Source organism: Enterobacter cloacae complex sp. P12RS, from assembly GCF_014895875.1.
GTDB classification, from domain to species: domain Bacteria; phylum Pseudomonadota; class Gammaproteobacteria; order Enterobacterales; family Enterobacteriaceae; genus Enterobacter; species Enterobacter bugandensis.
Map to the genome: position 1 here is coordinate 143,831 of NZ_JADBQO010000028.1, position 12,607 is coordinate 156,437.

Here is a 12,607-nt window from a genome sequence, read left to right on the forward strand (position 1 = left end):
AGGCTGCTCCACCCCGCGTCCGTGGAAGCGCACTATACTCGGATAGGTTTGTGATGCAACCCCTTTTTCACATAAATCATTAACTTTGTATGTAAAGTGAACGGCATTGCGACATTTAGACTATTTTTTGCTCTGAATTTGCCAAAGGGCATGCGATCGCATTTCATTCGCTTTGTCGGTTTGTTATCTTCATCACGCGGAAATGGGCAACTTAAAGACGAGATATAATGAAAGGACGTTGGGCGAAGTATCTGATGGCGGGCGCAATGGTAGCGATTCTTGCGGCCTGTTCTTCCAAACCGACCGATCGCGGTCAGCAGTATAAAGACGGGAAGTTATCCCAGCCTTTCTCTTTAGTTAATCAGCCTGACGCCGTTGGCGCGCCGATCAACGCCGGTGATTTCTCCGAGCAGGTCTACCAGATCCGCAATGCGTCGCCGCGTCTGTATAGCTCACAGAACAATGTTTATAGCGCGGTACAGGACTGGCTGAAGGCGGGCGGCGATACGCGCAACATGCGCCAGTTTGGTATTGATGCCTGGCAAATGGAAGGGGCGGATAACTACGGCAACGTCCAGTTCACCGGCTATTACACGCCCGTGGTTCAGGCGCGACACACGCGCCAGGGCGAGTTCCAGTACCCTATCTACCGTATGCCGCCAAAACGCGGCCGCCTGCCGTCCCGCGCCGAAATCTACGCCGGTGCGCTGAGCGAAAACTACGTCCTGGCCTACAGCAACTCCCTGATGGATAATTTCATCATGGACGTGCAGGGCAGCGGCTACATTGATTTTGGCGACGGTTCACCGCTTAACTTCTTCAGCTATGCCGGGAAAAACGGCCATGCCTACCGCAGCATCGGTAAGGTGCTGATTGACCGCGGCGAAGTGAAAAAAGAAGATATGTCGATGCAGGCGATCCGCGAGTGGGGCGAAAAGCACAGTGAAGCCGAGGTGCGCGAGCTGCTGGAGCAGAACCCATCGTTCGTCTTCTTCAAGCCGCAAAACTTCGCCCCGGTGAAAGGGGCCAGCGCCGTGCCGCTGATTGGCCGCGCGTCGGTGGCATCGGATCGTTCTATCATTCCTGCGGGTACCACGCTGCTGGCGGAAGTCCCTCTGCTCGACAACAACGGCAAGTTCAACGGCAAATATGAGCTGCGTCTGATGGTAGCCCTGGATGTTGGCGGAGCGATTAAGGGACAGCACTTTGATATCTACCAGGGCATTGGCCCGGATGCCGGTCACCGTGCAGGCTGGTATAACCACTACGGACGCGTATGGGTGCTGAAGGCCGCGCCGGGCACCGGAAACGTATTCAGCGGCTGATTGTGGTATTCTGAGCGCAATACGGATTACTGTTCAGGGTGAGGAAAACCTCACCCTTTTTACATCTGAGGTTTTATGTCTGTGGTAATCAGCGATGCCTGGCGCCAGCGTTTTGGCGGCACGGCACGTCTCTATGGTGAAAAAGCCCTGCAGCTGTTTGCGGATGCGCACGTCTGCGTCGTGGGCATTGGCGGTGTCGGCTCCTGGGCGGCGGAAGCGCTGGCGAGAACCGGGATTGGCGCAATCACGCTGATTGATATGGATGACGTTTGTGTGACCAACACTAACCGTCAGATCCACGCCCTGCGTGATAACGTCGGCCTGGCGAAGTCCGAGGTGATGGCGGAGCGCATTCGCCTCATCAATCCGGAGTGTCGGGTGACGGTGATCGACGACTTTGTGACGGCAGATAACGTCGCGGAGTACATGAGCAAAGGCTACAGCTATGTGATTGACGCCATCGACAGCGTGCGTCCTAAAGCGGCGCTGATCGCATACTGCCGTCGTTACAAGGTGCCGCTGGTCACGACCGGCGGCGCGGGCGGGCAAATCGATCCCACGCAGATCCAGGTTGCCGATCTGGCGAAAACCATTCAGGATCCGCTGGCTGCCAAGCTGCGTGAACGCCTGAAGAGCGACTTCAATGTGGTGAAGAACAGCAAGGGCAAGCTAGGCGTCGACTGCGTGTTCTCCACCGAAGCGCTGGTCTACCCGCAGGCGGATGGTTCAGTTTGTGCGATGAAAAGCACGGCGGAAGGGCCAAAACGCATGGACTGCGCGTCAGGCTTTGGGGCGGCCACCATGGTAACCGCCTCTTTTGGCTTTGTGGCGGTCTCTCACGCCCTGAAGAAGATGATGGCGAAGGCGGAACGTCAGGCCTGAGCCTGACGTGCGGCGTCCAGCACCGCGTCGCTGAGCGCGATCAGGCCCTGACCGCGCGAGGCGCTAAGCTGCGCGCGCAGCCCCAGTTCGTCGAACAGCGCCAGCGGCGAGTGCGTTAACAATTCCGCCGCGCTTTTCCCCTCAATGGCGGTTAACAGGACCGCCAGCAGGCCCCGGACGATACGCCCTTCGCTGTCGCCGAAGAAATGCAGCTTCTCGCCGGAGACGCTCACGCCCAGCCAGACGCGGTTTTCACAGCCCGCAATCTCTTTCGCCTGCGCTTTAAGATCGTCGGAAAGAGCTGGGAGCTGTTTACCCAGCAGGATCAACTGACGATATTTATCTTCCCACTGCTGGAGCGGGGCGAAGGTCTGTTTTAAGGTCTCTTCAGTGATGACCGTGCCAAACGGATGTCCGGCTAAAGCAGCGCTAGTCATTAATCCACCAGTATTTCAAGGGCGCGGTCAACGGCGCTAACCAGCGCGTCGACATCGCTTTGGGTATTATACGGCGCAAACGAGGCGCGCAGCGTACCGCTGACGCCGAGCGCCGCCAGCAGCGGCTGGGCGCAGTGCTGTCCGGCGCGCAGGGCAATGCCGTATCCGGCCAGCAGCGTCACCATATCGCTATGATGCACGCCAGCAAAATCAAAGGCGAGCAGGCTGGAATCCTGAACGCGGAACGAGCGGAAACCCGGGCGTTTTTTCAGTTCTTCCTCAGCCAGCGTCGCCAGCCCTCGGCTCCAGCTTTCCGCCTGAACCGCGTCCGTTTCCGCCAGCCATTCAAGTGCGGCGCTGAGGCCGATGACCCCGGCCACGTTCGGCGTGCCCGCTTCCAGACGGTAAGGCACCTCCTGCGTTTTAAAACCGTCGAAGGTCACTTCGGTAATCATTTTGCCGCCGCCGAGCCACGGCGTCATTTTTGCCAGCAGTTCCGGTTTACCGTACAGCGCGCCAATCCCGGTTGGCCCGTAGAGTTTGTGCCCGGAGAAGGCGTAGAAGTCGATATCCAGCGCCTGCACATCAGCGGGGAAATGAACCACGCCCTGAGCACCGTCGACCATCACCACCACGCCGCTGGCATGGGCAATCTCAATGGCGCGAGCCAGATCCGGACAGCCGCCGGTGACGTTGGACATCTGCCCCAGCGCCAGAATGCGGCTGCGGGGGTTAATCAGCTCAGGGAGACGGGCCACGTCAGGCAGAAAGTCTGCACTCAACGGGAGCTTAACAACGCGCGCGCCCGTTTGCTCAGCCACCATCAGCCAGGGCACCAGGTTAGCGTGGTGCTCTGCTTCGCTGACAATGATCTCGTCCCCTGGCTGCAGCAGCGGGCGGGCATAGCTCTGGGCCACCATATTGATGGCTTCGGTCGTGCCGCGCGTCCAGACGATATTTTTCCCGCTTTCGGCATTGATCAGGCGTGCAACCTGATCGCGTGCGGCTTCATAGCGCGCGGTCAGGCGCTGCGCTTCGGCAAACTGGCTGCGATGTACGTTGCCGGCGCTCAGGCTGTAGAACTGCTGCGTGGCCTCGATCACCGCCTGGGGCTTCAGGGCCGTGGCGGCGCTATCAAGATAAATACCGGCATCGGCCAGCGCCGGAAACTGTGCGCGAAACTGCGCAGGACTGAAAGCGTTCATGGAATTCCTCGTGTCGATAGAGAGATCGTCGCGCAATTTCAGCGGCAGGGCAAGAAGGTTGATATCTATCAGATTTGTCTGCTTATCCTGGCGACCTCGAAAAAGCAGGTTATGCTAAATAGTGTTAGGCGGATGTTTTAGCCTGTTATAAATCGAGGTTTGAATAGCATTAATTGCTAAAGGAGAATAATCATGAATAAGACAGCTGCAATCATTTCTGCCTGTGCGTTTACTTTTGCCCTGAGCGCCTGTTCTGGTAACAACTACGTGATGCACACAAACGATGGTCGTTCTATCGTTTCGGAAGGGAAACCGACTACCGATAACGATACCGGGATGATTTCGTACAAAGATGCTAACGGGAACAAGCAGCAGATCAACCGCACGGACGTGAAAGAGATGAAAGAGATCGAGCATTAACCGATCGCAGGCGAAAAAAAAGCACCGCAAATTGGCGGTGCTACATTAATCACTATGGACAGACAGGGTAAATGTACAGGAAGTGAAAAATTGGTAGCGTTGCTACCGTGGTCTGAATCGCAGACCAATTGCAAACACAACAACACAACATCACAACCGTAAGCCAAAAGCCCTTCAGAACACGCATTCCGAAAAAAGCTCTTCGTTCCGGCTCAGGAAGTGCCGCCACTATAGGTATTTGCTGGTAGTTCCTCAACGGACAAATTATAATGGCTCAGATAAAAAAAACTAATAGGTTAAACGTTGTTTCCTGTTTGTTAAATTCCGTTAACATCTAAGCCAGATAACCATGTCAAAGCGATTGCCACCCCTTAATGCATTACGCGTTTTTGATGCAGCAGCACGTCACCTGAGCTTCACCCGTGCGGCAGATGAGCTTTTTGTGACACAGGCCGCAGTAAGTCACCAAATCAAGTCCCTGGAGGATTTCCTGGGCCTTAAGCTGTTCCGCCGACGCAATCGTTCCTTGCTGTTGACCGAAGAGGGGCAGAGCTATTTTCAGGATATTAAAGAGATTTTTTCCCAGCTCACGGAAGCCACGCGTAAGCTGCAGGCCCGCAGTGCAAAAGGTGCCCTGACTGTTAGTTTATTGCCCAGTTTTGCCATTCAGTGGTTGGTGCCAAGACTCTCAAGCTTTAACTCAGCTTATCCGGGGATCGACGTTCGAATCCAGGCGGTGGATCGTCAGGAAGACAAGCTGGCCGATGATGTGGATGTCGCCATTTTTTATGGTCGCGGCAACTGGCCGGGCTTGCGTGTCGAGAAATTATACGCAGAATATCTGCTGCCGGTCTGTTCGCCTCTGCTTTTAACAGGCGACAAGGCGCTGAAAACACCCGCTGACCTGGCGCAGCATACGCTTTTACATGATGCCTCTCGCCGCGACTGGCAAACTTATACCCGTCAATTAGGTCTTAGTCATATAAACGTGCAGCAGGGCCCCATTTTTAGCCATAGTGCGATGGTGCTACAGGCTGCCATTCACGGACAGGGCGTGGCGTTGGCGAACAACGTGATGGCGCAGTCCGAAATTGAGGCAGGCCGTCTGGTTTGCCCTTTTAATGATGTACTGGTCAGCAAGAATGCATTTTATCTGGTTTGTCATGACAGTCAGGCAGAACTGGGTAAAATAGCCGCCTTCCGGCAGTGGATACTGGCGAAAGCGGCAAGCGAGCAAGAAAAATTCCGCTTCAGGTATGAACAATAACGTTTGTGTGCCGGGCACGCATTAATTCAGGACTTAAACATGACCAGCCGATTCATGCTGATTTTTGCCGCGGTGAGTGGCTTTATTTTTGTTGCACTGGGCGCCTTTGGCGCGCACGTATTGAGCAAGTCTTTGGGCGCCGTCGAGATGGGCTGGATCCAGACCGGCCTTGAATACCAGGCGTTTCATACGCTGGCTATTTTTGGGCTGGCGGTGGCGATGCAGCGCCGGATAAGCATCTGGTTTTACTGGAGTAGCGTATTTATGGCGCTGGGTACCGTGCTGTTTAGCGGCAGCCTTTACTGTCTGGCCCTCTCGCATTTGCGCCTGTGGGCGTTTGTTACACCTGTCGGCGGCGTGAGCTTCCTGGCGGGTTGGGTATTAATGTTTATCGGAGCTATCCGTCTGAAACGCAAGGGCGTTGTTCATGAATAAGGTTGTTTTATATTGTCGCCCGGGGTTTGAGAAAGAGTGCGCCGCGGAAATTACCGATAAAGCGGCGAAGCGCGAAGTCTTCGGCTTTGCTCGCGTAAAAGAAAATGCGGGCTATGTGGTATTCGAATGTTATCAGCCTGAAGACGCCGACAAGCTGGCGCGCGAGCTGCCGTTCAGCTCGCTGATCTTCGCCCGCCAGATGTTCGTCGCGGGTGAGTTGCTGAAAGATCTTCCGCCGGAAGATCGCATCACGCCGATTGTGGGCATGCTGAAGGGCGTGGTGGAGAAGGGCGGCGACCTGCGCGTTGAGGTTGCCGATACCAACGAAAGCAAAGAGCTGATGAAGTTTTGCCGTAAGTTCACCGTGCCGCTGCGCGCAGCGCTGCGTGACGCGGGCATACTGACAAACTACGAAACGCCGAAGCGTCCGGTGGTGCATATCTTCTTTATCGCACCGGGCTGCTGCTATGCGGGCTATTCGTACACCAATAACAATTCGCCATTCTTTATGGGCATCCCGCGCCTGAAGTTCCCGGCAGATGCGCCGAGCCGTTCAACCCTGAAGCTGGAAGAGGCGTTTCACGTCTTTATCCCGGCAGATGAGTGGGACGAGCGTCTGGCTAACGGCATGTATGCCGTCGACCTTGGCGCGTGCCCGGGCGGCTGGACCTATCAGCTGGTGAAACGCAACATGTGGGTGTCGTCTGTGGATAACGGTCCAATGGCGCAAAGCCTGATGGACACTGGGCAGGTCACCTGGCTGCGAGAAGACGGTTTCCGCTATCGCCCAACCCGCAACAACATCTCATGGATGGTGTGCGACATGGTGGAGAAGCCGGCGAAAGTGGCCGCGCTGATGGCCTCCTGGCTGGTGAACGGCTGGTGCCGTGAGACCATTTTCAACCTCAAGCTGCCGATGAAAAAGCGCTACGAGGAGGTATCCCAGAACCTGGCCTATATTCAGGCACAGCTGGATGAGCACGGTATTAACGTGGAGATCCAGGCGCGTCAGTTGTACCACGACCGCGAAGAGGTAACGGTACACATCCGTCGCTGGTGGGCGGCTGTAGGCGGACGTCGCGACGAGCGATAGTGCGTGCTTTGTTTTGCCCGGTGGCGCTGCGCTTACCGGGCCTACAAAACCGTGTTGACGTTTTAACGTTCTAACCGCAACTGCTGTAAATTCCCGTCCAGCTGTAAATCTGTCTGTAGCGTCGCCACCTCGCGGCAGATAAACGCCATCTCTTTATGCGCCTCCAGCTTCTTGCGCCACTTTTCAGGCACCTCATCCAGACGGGCGTAAATCCCTTCCAGACTCTGAAAATCGGTCAGCAACTGGGCGGCGCTCTTTGGTCCAATACCGGCGACACCCGGAACCTTAGAGCTGCTGATGCCTGCCAGACCCCAATAATCCGGCAGTTGCTCAGGCAAGACGCCGAACTCGCTGGCAATAAACGGCGCGTCCAGCCAGCGTTTTTGAAAATAGTCGCGAATGCGGATAGTTGGGGAGAGCAGCTGGCAGTAGCCTTTGTCAGTTGAAACGATAGTGGCCTGATGCCCGGCACTTGCCACTTTTACGGCCAGGGTGGCCGCGAGATCGTCGGCTTCATTGCCCTGTGCACCCCAGCAGGGGACGCCGCGCTGCTCAAAGGCGGCACGCAGGGTGGGCATTTCGGCATGGAGATCGTCCGGCATCGGCGCGCGTCCAGCCTTGTAGTCGGGCAGGCGCTGATGTCGCCAGCCGCTGTTGCGCGCTTCGTCATCAAACACGGCCACGACGTGCGTCGGCTCGCTGTGGCGAATAAGCTGCTCCAGCGCGTGCAGGCAGGTGTCCTTGCAGGGCGTGCCTTGTACCGCATGGATTCGGCGAATCAGATTGAGCGCGTCGACGATAAGCAAATGAACAGCCACAGATATTCTCCCTTAAATCTAATGGGTAAAGGGTATCACTGTCGGCAGGATGAAACGAATAGCGTGAGGGAAAACAGGAAGAAGCCTCGCAAAACGAGGCTTCATGAGAGGCTTAATCGCAGGTTACGATCTTCATCGCCAGGCCGCCGCGAGAGGTTTCGCGGTATTTGGCGTTCATATCTTTACCGGTTTCGTACATGGTTTCGATAACTTTATCGAGACAGACGCGCGGCTCACTGGTGCGGCGCAGCGCCATACGCGCCGCGTTCACCGCTTTGACGGAGGCGATGGCGTTACGCTCGATGCACGGCACCTGTACCTGTCCGGCAACCGGATCGCAGGTTAGCCCCAGGTTATGTTCCATGCCGATTTCCGCAGCGATGCAGACCTGCGCCGGGCTTGCGCCCAACAGTTCCGCCAGGCCCGCCGCCGCCATGGAGCATGCCACGCCGACTTCGCCCTGACAGCCTACTTCCGCACCGGAAATGGAGGCGTTCATTTTATACAGAGAACCAATCGCGCTGGCGACCAGCAGGTAGCGCGCCAGGGAGTTAGCGTTCACTTCACGGATAAACTTGTCGTAGTACGCCAGCACGGCCGGAACGATACCGCAGGCACCGTTGGTTGGTGCCGTGACGACGCGGCCCCCTGCGGCGTTCTCTTCGTTCACCGCCAGGGCGAACATGTTGATCCAGTCGACGACGGCCATCGGGTCCGTTGTCGTTTTGTCGGTGCTCACCAGCATACGACGCAGCGCCGCCGCACGACGCGGTACGCGAAGCTTGCCCGGCAGAACGCCTTCGGTGGTGATCCCGCGCTCAATGCCGCCACGCATCACTTCCCAGACGCTAGCGAAGTGCTGTTCCAGCTCCTCTTTGCTGTGAAGGGCCAGCTCGTTTTTCATCATCAGGCCAGAGAGGGAAAGCCCCGTCTCCTGGCAGTGGCGCTGGAGATCCGCCGCAGTTTTGTACGGATACGGCACCTCAACAGAAGAGGTGGTGGTTTGACCAAAGTGGTCTTCGTCGACGATAAAGCCGCCGCCGATGGAGTAATACGTCTGGCTGTAAACCGCTTTGTCGCCGGCCAGCGCGGTAATGCGCATGCCGTTTTCATGCAGCGACAGGTTGTCCGCATGGAAATTCATGCAGTGGTCAACCGGGAATTCAACCTCATGCTCACCGTTTGCCAGCAGCAAACGACCGTGGGTGTTCACGTCCTGGATGAAGCCAGGGATCGCGTCAATATCAACGGTATCCGGCAGATTTCCCGCCAGGCCCATGATAATGGCGATATCGGTATGGTGGCCTTTCCCGGTCAGGGAAAGCGAGCCGTACACATCGACAACCACGCGGGTGATGTCGTGCAGAATGCCGCGTGCAATCAAGTCATCCGTGAACTGCTTACCGGCTTTCATTGGTCCGACGGTGTGAGAGCTGGAAGGACCAATACCGATTTTGAAAATATCGAATACGCTAATCATGATGCGTCCATTGCTTTCAGTCAGAGGGGGAGGAGTGCGCCGCCCGAAGGCGGCGCGGGCGTTCATCAGAACATGGTGTACAGGGAGTAGAAGATCGCAGAGATAGCGATAAGGCCCATGATAACCACAAACACGTTGCTGACCTGGCCGCTGTACTTGCGCATGGCAGGCACTTTCTGAATCGCGTACATCGGCATCAGGAACAGAATCATCGCGATAACCGGGCCACCCAGGGTTTCAATCATGCCCAGGATGCTTGGGTTCAGGGTCGCTACCGCCCAGGTGGTGAGCAGCATGAACAGTGCAGTGATTTTGTTCAGCTTGTTGATTTCAATGCTCTTGCCTTTACCGCGCAGAGATTTAATCACCATACCGTTGAAGCCTTCACGCGCGCCCAGGTAGTGGCCCAGGAAGGATTTGGTGATGGCGATCATCGCGATGATCGGTGCCATCCACGCAATCAGCGGTGCGTTAAAGTGGTTCGCCAGGTAAGACAGAATAGAGATGTTCTGTTCTTTCGCTGCCGCCAGGTCCGCCGGGGAGAGGCTCAGTACGCAGCTGAAGACGAAGAACATCACGGTCAGCACCATCATCACGTGAGCGCGGGCCAGGATGCTGGAGCACTTCTTCTCTGCACCATCACCGTACTCTTCGCGTTTCGCCACGGCGAAAGAGGAGATGATTGGGGAGTGGTTGAAGGAGAAGACCATTACCGGGATCGCCAGCCACAGGGTCATCAGCAGGCCGTTACCGGTCGCAGACGCGCTGCTCAGGGACAGGGTTTCCAGCGCTGCACCGTTCCACTGTGGGATCAGGTAGCAGGCCAGCAGCATTAGCGCAGCCACAAACGGGAAGACCAGCACGCTCATGGCCTTAACAATCATCTGCTCGCCGAAGCGCACGATGGTCATCATGCCGACGATCAGGATCAGAGACAGAATGGCACGCGGTGGCGGCGTCATGTGCAGCTGGTGCGTCATGAAGCTTTCAACGGTGTTGGTGATCGCCACGCTGTAGACGAGCAGGATTGGGTAAATCGCGAAGAAGTAGAGCAGGGTAATCAGTTTACCTGCGCCAACGCCGAAATGTTCTTCAACCACTTCGGTGATGTCTTCGCCCGGGTTTTTACCGGACAGCACGAAGCGGGTTAGACCGCGGTGTGCGAAGTAGGTCATCGGGAAGGCGATGATGGCCATGATGATCAGCGGAATCAGACCGCCGACGCCTGCGTTGATAGGAAGGAACAGTACACCAGCGCCGATTGCCGTGCCGTAAAGGCCCAGCATCCACATGGTATCCGTTTTGCGCCAACCACTTCGGGATTCAATCGAAGCAACGGTGCTGGTTTGAGTGGTTTCCATCTGTATCTCCTGGAGGAAGCAAATTGTCAGGTTTTTAGTCAAATCCGATGAAAAAGTGCCTGACGGTAATATGAAATTCGTTCAGTGACGGTTTTTTAATAATTTTCGCCCGTAACTATTGGCGGGCGGAAAGATACATTCTCGTTATGAATCTATCAGTGATCGCGATCCCAAATGCAATAATCCACTTATGATGTGGGCATCTTTAGACCATTTATCTGTTAAAAAAACATCAAATAGAATTTACGGGCGCGAAGGCTACCACCAACGACATGTGGGCTAAAAGAGCGGCCCGCAATATAGGTGTCTTCCGCTGTAAAGATATGGGTTTTTAGGATTTTCTTGCGGGTAATTTAGTTTAAGGCTGATAAATTACGGTTGTTAAATGGAGGTAATCGATTGCGTTTGTCGTAAGTTTGTTAAATTTATAAGTGAAGCCTATGAATTGATTCGGTAATAAAAAAAGCCGGGATCCGCTACAGGGTGCCCCGGCTTTGAGGAGAAGAAACTGAGCGTTACGTGCAGATTTCGTAGCACGGAATGTAGGCTGAACCCGGCAACTTCATGCGGTGTTGAGCCACAAAGCCCTGAAGCATGTCGTCCATACGGCGCATCATCTCCGGGTCGCCGTGGATCTTGTACGGACCATACTGCTCAATCGCGCGGATGCCCATCTCCTTCACGTTGCCCGCCACAATCCCGGAGAAGGCGCGACGCAGGTCGGCGGCCAGCACTTCCACCGGCTGGTCCGGGTAGAGTTTCAGGTTCGCCATATTTTCATGGGTCGGCTCGAACGGGATCTGCAGGTCAGGCGCAATACGGATTGACCAGTTAAAGCTGTACGCATCACCGGTATCACGACGATTCTCTTTCACCAGCGGCATCGCTTTTTTCATCTGGCGCGCCACTTCCGCCGCGTCATCAATGATGATGCGATAGTGACGACGCGCGGCTTCTCCCAGCGTATGCACGATAAACTCGTCCAGCACGCGGAAGTAGTCGGCGCTCTCTTTCGGGCCGGTCAGGATCAGCGGTAGAACCTGATCTTTGTTGGCCGGGTTCATCAGAATCCCCAGCAGATAGAGCAGCTCTTCCGCCGTTCCCACGCCGCCCGGGAAGATGATAATCCCGTGAGCGATACGAACAAACGCCTCAAGACGCTTCTCGATATCCGGCATGATAATCAGCTCATTGACCAGCGGGTTAGGTGGCTCAGCGGCGATGATTGACGGCTCGGTCATGCCGATAAACCGCCCCTCTTTGTAACGCTGCTGCGCATGACCCACGGCTGCACCTTTCATTGGTGCTTCCATTGCACCCGGACCACAGCCGGTACAGATATTCAGCTCGCGCAGGCCAAGCTGCGTTCCGACCCGACGGGCATAGAGATATTCGGTTTCGTTAATCGAGTGGCCGCCCCAGCAGACGACCATGTTTGGTGCTTCGCCAACGTGCAGGGCGCGGGCGTTGCGCAGAATAGAGAACACCAGGTTGGTGATATGAACGGAGCTTTCCAGGTCGAGATGCTGGAAGCGGCCCGCGTTGTGAATCTGCCCGTTAACAAACAGGATGTCGCGCAGGACGGCAAACAGGTTGGCCTGAAGGGAACGAATGATACGCCCGTCGACAAAGGCCTCTTCCGGCGGGTTGATCACTTCCAGTTTCACGCCACGCTCGCGGCGCAGCACGTTAATATCAAAGCTTTCGAAGCGGGACAGCAGTTCTTTACTGTTATCTGTCAGGCTTCCGGAGTTCAGTACGGCAAGTGAACAGTTACGAAACAGTTGATAAAGATCGCTGCTGGCCGTGCGTTTAAGCATGTCCACTTCCAGCTGCGACAACATATCCATTGAGCCAAGCGGGCTAATATGTGTAATCAAGTGA

The 12,607-nt window shown here is 55.8% G+C and carries 12 protein-coding genes; 6 read left to right on the forward strand and 6 right to left on the reverse strand.

Annotated features, from left to right (window positions below; genetic code table 11):
- Window positions 1-227 precede the first annotated feature (227 nt).
- Together mltA and tcdA are read left to right on the forward strand one after the other, a co-directional pair.
- Window positions 228-1,325 (forward strand): murein transglycosylase A, encoded by a 1,098-nt coding sequence (mltA, locus tag IM284_RS16600; RefSeq protein ID WP_028014275.1) that lies wholly within the window; start codon window positions 228-230, stop codon window positions 1,323-1,325.
- A 75-nt stretch (window positions 1,326-1,400) separates the two neighbouring features.
- Window positions 1,401-2,207, forward strand: a complete 807-nt coding sequence (tcdA, locus tag IM284_RS16605) for a tRNA cyclic N6-threonylcarbamoyladenosine(37) synthase TcdA (RefSeq protein WP_006811804.1) — start codon at window positions 1,401-1,403, stop codon at window positions 2,205-2,207.
- Here the strand turns inward: tcdA and csdE are convergent.
- Entirely contained in the window at window positions 2,198-2,644 is a 447-nt protein-coding gene (gene csdE, locus IM284_RS16610) for a cysteine desulfurase sulfur acceptor subunit CsdE (protein ID WP_047364461.1), read from the reverse strand. The two genes, tcdA and csdE, sit on opposite strands and share 10 nt — an antisense overlap.
- Window positions 2,644-3,849 (reverse strand): cysteine desulfurase CsdA, encoded by a 1,206-nt coding sequence (gene csdA / locus IM284_RS16615; RefSeq protein WP_047367470.1) that lies wholly within the window; start codon window positions 3,847-3,849, stop codon window positions 2,644-2,646. Before csdA ends, csdE begins: the two co-directional genes overlap by 1 nt.
- A 192-nt stretch (window positions 3,850-4,041) precedes the next feature.
- Between csdA and IM284_RS16620 the strand changes: the two genes are divergently transcribed.
- The 4 genes from IM284_RS16620 to rlmM all read left to right on the forward strand — a co-directional run bounded on the left by IM284_RS16620 (window position 4,042) and on the right by rlmM (window position 7,064).
- Window positions 4,042-4,269 (forward strand): YgdI/YgdR family lipoprotein, encoded by a 228-nt coding sequence (locus IM284_RS16620; protein WP_008499648.1) that lies wholly within the window; start codon window positions 4,042-4,044, stop codon window positions 4,267-4,269.
- 349 nt (window positions 4,270-4,618) lie between these two features.
- A complete protein-coding gene (gene gcvA / locus IM284_RS16625) occupies window positions 4,619-5,536 on the forward strand; it encodes a glycine cleavage system transcriptional regulator GcvA (RefSeq protein ID WP_014885066.1) in 918 nt (305 codons plus the stop codon).
- Window positions 5,537-5,575: 39 nt separating this feature from the next.
- Window positions 5,576-5,971 carry a DUF423 domain-containing protein gene (locus tag IM284_RS16630; RefSeq protein ID WP_028014272.1) on the forward strand — a complete coding sequence of 132 codons (396 nt, stop codon included), beginning with the start codon at window positions 5,576-5,578 and terminating at the stop codon, window positions 5,969-5,971.
- Entirely contained in the window at window positions 5,964-7,064 is a 1,101-nt protein-coding gene (rlmM, locus tag IM284_RS16635; protein ID WP_047367471.1) for a 23S rRNA (cytidine(2498)-2'-O)-methyltransferase RlmM, read from the forward strand. The genes IM284_RS16630 and rlmM overlap by 8 nt, the downstream gene beginning before the upstream one ends.
- Before the next feature lie 62 nt (window positions 7,065-7,126).
- On the opposite strand, the gene xni is transcribed toward rlmM, so the two are convergent.
- From xni to ppnN, 4 genes are all read right to left on the reverse strand, one after another.
- Window positions 7,127-7,882 (reverse strand): flap endonuclease Xni, encoded by a 756-nt coding sequence (gene xni, locus IM284_RS16640; protein ID WP_047367472.1) that lies wholly within the window; start codon window positions 7,880-7,882, stop codon window positions 7,127-7,129.
- 112 nt (window positions 7,883-7,994) lie between these two features.
- Entirely contained in the window at window positions 7,995-9,362 is a 1,368-nt protein-coding gene (gene sdaB, locus IM284_RS16645) for an L-serine ammonia-lyase II (protein WP_028014269.1), read from the reverse strand.
- Between the two features lie 65 nt (window positions 9,363-9,427).
- On the reverse strand, window positions 9,428-10,723 hold the full coding sequence (locus tag IM284_RS16650) for an HAAAP family serine/threonine permease (RefSeq protein ID WP_047367473.1): 1,296 nt from the start codon (window positions 10,721-10,723) through the stop codon (window positions 9,428-9,430).
- A gap of 515 nt (window positions 10,724-11,238) precedes the next feature.
- Window positions 11,239-12,603 carry a nucleotide 5'-monophosphate nucleosidase PpnN gene (gene ppnN, locus IM284_RS16655; RefSeq protein WP_023309027.1) on the reverse strand — a complete coding sequence of 455 codons (1,365 nt, stop codon included), beginning with the start codon at window positions 12,601-12,603 and terminating at the stop codon, window positions 11,239-11,241.
- Window positions 12,604-12,607 lie beyond the last annotated feature (4 nt).

What these genes read in the sequence shown, in the direction of transcription:
- tcdA (WP_006811804.1), top strand. Translation starts at nt 1,401, where the DNA reads ATGTCTGTGGTAATCAGCGATGCCTGGCGCCAGCGTTTTGGCGGCACG.
- IM284_RS16650 (WP_047367473.1), bottom strand. Translation starts at nt 10,723, where the DNA reads ATGGAAACCACTCAAACCAGCACCGTTGCTTCGATTGAATCCCGAAGT.
- rlmM (WP_047367471.1), top strand. Translation starts at nt 5,964, where the DNA reads ATGAATAAGGTTGTTTTATATTGTCGCCCGGGGTTTGAGAAAGAGTGC.
- sdaB (WP_028014269.1), bottom strand. Translation starts at nt 9,362, where the DNA reads ATGATTAGCGTATTCGATATTTTCAAAATCGGTATTGGTCCTTCCAGC.
- mltA (WP_028014275.1), top strand. Translation starts at nt 228, where the DNA reads ATGAAAGGACGTTGGGCGAAGTATCTGATGGCGGGCGCAATGGTAGCG.
- gcvA (WP_014885066.1), top strand. Translation starts at nt 4,619, where the DNA reads ATGTCAAAGCGATTGCCACCCCTTAATGCATTACGCGTTTTTGATGCA.
- IM284_RS16630 (WP_028014272.1), top strand. Translation starts at nt 5,576, where the DNA reads ATGACCAGCCGATTCATGCTGATTTTTGCCGCGGTGAGTGGCTTTATT.
- IM284_RS16620 (WP_008499648.1), top strand. Translation starts at nt 4,042, where the DNA reads ATGAATAAGACAGCTGCAATCATTTCTGCCTGTGCGTTTACTTTTGCC.
- csdA (WP_047367470.1), bottom strand. Translation starts at nt 3,849, where the DNA reads ATGAACGCTTTCAGTCCTGCGCAGTTTCGCGCACAGTTTCCGGCGCTG.
- csdE (WP_047364461.1), bottom strand. Translation starts at nt 2,644, where the DNA reads ATGACTAGCGCTGCTTTAGCCGGACATCCGTTTGGCACGGTCATCACT.